This is a genomic window from Brevundimonas sp., from assembly GCF_036399195.1.
Lineage (GTDB): Bacteria > Pseudomonadota > Alphaproteobacteria > Caulobacterales > Caulobacteraceae > Brevundimonas.
On record NZ_DASWNO010000069.1, the window covers coordinates 1 to 3,833 of the forward strand.

Annotated in this window: 6 protein-coding genes; all 6 read right to left on the reverse strand. The window is 66.5% G+C overall.

What is annotated here, in order from left to right:
* Positions 1-228, reverse strand: a 228-nt coding sequence (locus VGB60_RS03415; RefSeq protein ID WP_331036877.1) for a DUF983 domain-containing protein, incomplete at its 3' end; no start/stop codon positions are given.
* Positions 225-1,133: a cytochrome c oxidase subunit 3 gene (locus tag VGB60_RS03420; protein WP_331036878.1), complete on the reverse strand. Its 909-nt coding sequence runs from the start codon at positions 1,131-1,133 to the stop codon at positions 225-227. The genes VGB60_RS03420 and VGB60_RS03415, both read right to left, overlap by 4 nt.
* Positions 1,134-1,183: 50 nt before the next feature.
* Positions 1,184-1,750 carry a cytochrome c oxidase assembly protein gene (locus tag VGB60_RS03425; protein ID WP_331036879.1) on the reverse strand — a complete coding sequence of 189 codons (567 nt, stop codon included), beginning with the start codon at positions 1,748-1,750 and terminating at the stop codon, positions 1,184-1,186.
* The gene (locus VGB60_RS03430; RefSeq protein ID WP_331036880.1) at positions 1,747-1,926 is read right to left on the reverse strand and encodes a hypothetical protein; all 180 of its coding nucleotides are present in this window, start codon (positions 1,924-1,926) and stop codon (positions 1,747-1,749) included. Before VGB60_RS03430 ends, VGB60_RS03425 begins: the two co-directional genes overlap by 4 nt.
* A 3-nt stretch (positions 1,927-1,929) precedes the next feature.
* Complete coding sequence (locus tag VGB60_RS03435) at positions 1,930-2,895, reverse strand: heme o synthase (RefSeq protein WP_331036881.1); 966 nt, start codon at positions 2,893-2,895, stop codon at positions 1,930-1,932.
* A gap of 197 nt (positions 2,896-3,092) precedes the next feature.
* Positions 3,093-3,833 (reverse strand): cbb3-type cytochrome c oxidase subunit I (locus VGB60_RS03440; protein WP_331036882.1); only part of this gene is annotated, 741 nt, incomplete at its 5' end.

Sequence of the window (3,833 nt, forward strand, 5' to 3'; positions counted from 1 at the left end):
GCCGAACACGACGATCCCGCCGGCGATCTGCATGATGAAGATGGCGGCGCCGTCGCCGGTGTTCAGCCGGGTGAAGTCGAAACCGCAGGCCTCGCAGCGGTCCACCACCTTCAGGAAGCCGGAGAACAGCGGCCCGCGCCCGCACCGGGGGCAGCGGCAAAGCAGACCGGCGCGGATCGTGTCGATCCGCGCCGGTTCAAGATCAAGCCCTGTGGGGCCTTGGTTCACCCGAAGGTGACGTAGATGAAGGCGAACAGGAACAGCCAGACCACGTCCACGAAATGCCAGTACCAGGCGGCGGCCTCGAAGCCGAAATGCTTCTGGGGGCTCATCTGGCCGGCGTACAGCCGCAGCAGGCAGACGGCCAGGAAGATGGTGCCGATCAGGACGTGGAAGCCGTGGAAGCCCGTCGCCATGAAGAAGATCGAGCCGTACAGGCCGGCGTTCGCCGCTTCCTCGTTGAAGAACAGGTTCTCGTGGATGATGTGCCAATATTCGTAGGCTTGCACCGCCGTGAACAGGATGCCCAGCAGCACCGTGATCAGGAGGCCCAGCTTGGCGCCCTTGCGGTCGCCGACCTGCAGCGCGTGGTGCGCCCAGGTGACGGTCGTGCCGGACAGCAGCAGGATGACCGTGTTCAACAGCGGCAGCTGCCAGGCGCTGAGCGTCTCGACACCGCGCGGCGGCCAGGTGGACCAGGCGGCGGCCGTGTCGGCCCAGCTGCTGACCTCGGGGATGTGGGCGCGGGCTTCGTTGAAGACCGCCATCTCGAAGAACATCCAAAAGAAGGCGGCGAAGAACATCACTTCCGAGGCGATGAACAGCATCATGCCGTATCGCAGGCCGATCGAGACGACCGGCGTGTGATCGCCCGCCTTGCTCTCCTTGATCACGTCGGCCCACCAGCCGAACATTGACACCAGCACGCCGGCGAAACCGGCGAAGAACAGGGCGGCCTGGCCCTTGCCCAGCAGGGCGGCGCCGACCGGACCCGCATCCTCGCCGACGAGACCCTTCATCCAGACCACGGCCCCGACCATCATGAGGGTCACGGCGATCGAGGACACCAGCGGCCACGGGCTGGGGTTCACCAGGTGGTAGTCGTGATGCGGAGTGGCGTGGGCGTCGGCCATCAGGGTCTCTTGAAATCAGTCGAGAGTCGTTGCGCAGGCTATAGCGTCGGCTATCCGGCCGCGCCAGAGGTAGAACCGCCGTTCGCGGCCTGTTCGAAGCCCTGGGTCGGATAGAAGGTGTAGCTGAGGGTGATCTCCTCCACCCCGCGGCTCTCGCGGTCGGTGGCCATCTCCGGCGCCACGAAATACTGGACGGGGAATTTCACGGTCTCGCCGGGCTGGATCGTCTGTCCCTCGAAGCAGAAACACTGCAGCTTCTGGAAGTAGGGCCCCGCCCGTTCCGGCACGACGTTGTAGGCCGCGGTCGCATGAACCGGCTTGTCCGAGGTGTTGGTGACGTCGAAGAAGGCCATGCCGGTTTCGCCGATCCGCACCCGCTGACTGACCTGTTCGGCGCGGAAGGTCATCGGCAAGCCGCGCACATTGGTGTCGAAGCGGATCAGCACCGTCTCGTCCAGCACCTGATCCGGCGCGACCTCGGCCCGCTTCACAGTGCCGTCGAACCCGGTGACCTGGCAGAACAGCCGGTACAGCGGCACGGCCGCGAAGGCGGCGCCGGTCATGGCCATGACGCCGAGGGCGCAGGCGAAGGCGATGGCGTTCCGCGACATCTTCATCCCGCGTAGCCCACCGGCTGGCCCGCCGCGATCGCGGCCTCGCGGGCGTCGAGGTTGCGCTTCAGGTTCAGCACGGTGACGCCAAACACCAGAATGATGAAGCCGACCAGCGCGCCGGCGATGGCCAGGTTGCGCTTCTTGCGGGCCTTGAGCTCTTCGGGGGTCAGGCGTTGCATCGGTTACAGTCCGGGTATGGCGGTCAGGCTCTCGACCAGCAGGGCGGCGAACAGGGCCATCAGGTACAGGATCGAGAAGGCGAACAGGTTGCGGGCCGGTTTGGCCCCGGCGCGGACATCATACAATGCGGCCTCTCGCCCCACGGCCTCGGCCTTGTCCGGCTGGTCGCCGGCGCGGCTGCGCCACAGGCGGAAGGCCAGCAGCAGGAAGCCGAGGCCGCCGAGCGTCGAGACCGCGAGGTACAGCAGCCCACCGAGACCGACGAAGGCCGGCGCGACCGCGACCGGGACGAGGATCAGGGAATAGACCAGCACCTGCAGCCGGGTGCTCTTCGCCCCCTTGGCCACAGGCATCATGGGGATGCCGGCGCGGGCGTAGTCGCCGGCGGAATAGAGCGCCAGCGCCCAGCTGTGCGGCGGGGTCCACAGGAAGATGATGGCGAACAGCAGCCATGCCTGCCACGGCGCCTGACCGGTCGCCGCGGCCCAGCCGATCACCGGCGGAAAGGCGCCCGCGGCCCCGCCGATGACGATGTTCTGGGGCGTCCGACGCTTCAGCAGCAGGGTGTAGAAGGCGGCGTAATAGACGATGGTCAGGCCCAGCAGCCCGGCGGCCAGCCAGTTGGTGGCCATCCCCAGCAGCATGACCGAGAAGACCGACAGGATGACGCCGAAGGTCATGGCGTCGTTCTTGCGCACCCGCCCCGCCGCCACCGGTCGCCCCCGCGTGCGACGCATCAGGGCGTCGGTCTCGCCCTCCAGCGCCATGTTCAGGGCGCCCGCCGCGCCCGCGCCGACGGCGATGCACAGGATGGCGATACAGGCCGAGATCCAGTCGATGGCCCCCTTCGCCACCACCAGTCCGGTCACGGCGGTGAAGATCACCAGCGACATCACGCGCGGCTTCAGCAGCTGGAAGAAATCTTCCGGCTGCGCGGTGGAGATCGCGGTGGGGGTGTCGGCGCTCATGCGCAACTCTCTACTCCGTCCTTCCGGGGCCGCGAAGCGGAACCCGGAATCCAGGACCGCGCCTCGAACCCCTGGGTTCCGGGTTCCTCGCCTCGCTCGGCCCCGGAAGGACGGCGTCACGACGTATGAAAGGCAGAGGCCGCTCCTTCATCTGAAGGAGCGGCCCCCGTCGTCTGGTCCGGCGGCAGCCGGGGTCGTTAGTGTTCGTCCTGCTTGACCACCGGCAGTTCGTTGAACTGGTGGTGCGGCGGGGGCGAGGACAGGGTCCACTCCAGCGTGGTGGCGCCTTCGCCCCACGGGTTGGCGACGCCCGGACGACGGCGGATGGCGGACTCGGCCAGCATGACCAGGAACACCAGCACCCCGACCGCCGTGATCGCATAGCCGACCGACGAGACCTGGTTCCACAGGGTGTAGCCGTCCGCGTAATCGACATAACGCCGCGGCATGCCCTGCAGACCGAGGAAGTGCTGCGGGAAGAACACCAGGTTCACGCCGATGAACATGATCCAGAAGTGCGTGGCGCCGAGGAACTCGTTGTACTTCACCCCGAACATTTTTTCGTACCAGTAGTAGAAGCCGCCGAAGATGGCGAAGACGGCTCCCAACGACAGCACGTAGTGGAAGTGGGCGACGACGTAATAGGTGTCGTGCAGGGTGTAATCGATGCCGGCGTTGGACAGGACCACGCCGGTCACGCCGCCGACCGTGAACAGGAAGATGAAGCCGATCGCCCACAGCATGGGCGTCTTGAAGCTGATCGACCCGCCCCACATGGTCGCAATCCAGCTGAAGATCTTCACCCCCGTCGGCACCGCGATGATCATGGTCGCGGCGACGAAATAGGCGCGCAGGTTCACGCTCATGCCCACCGTGTACATGTGGTGCGCCCACACGATGAAGCCGATGAAGCCGATGGCGACCATGGCGTAGGCCAT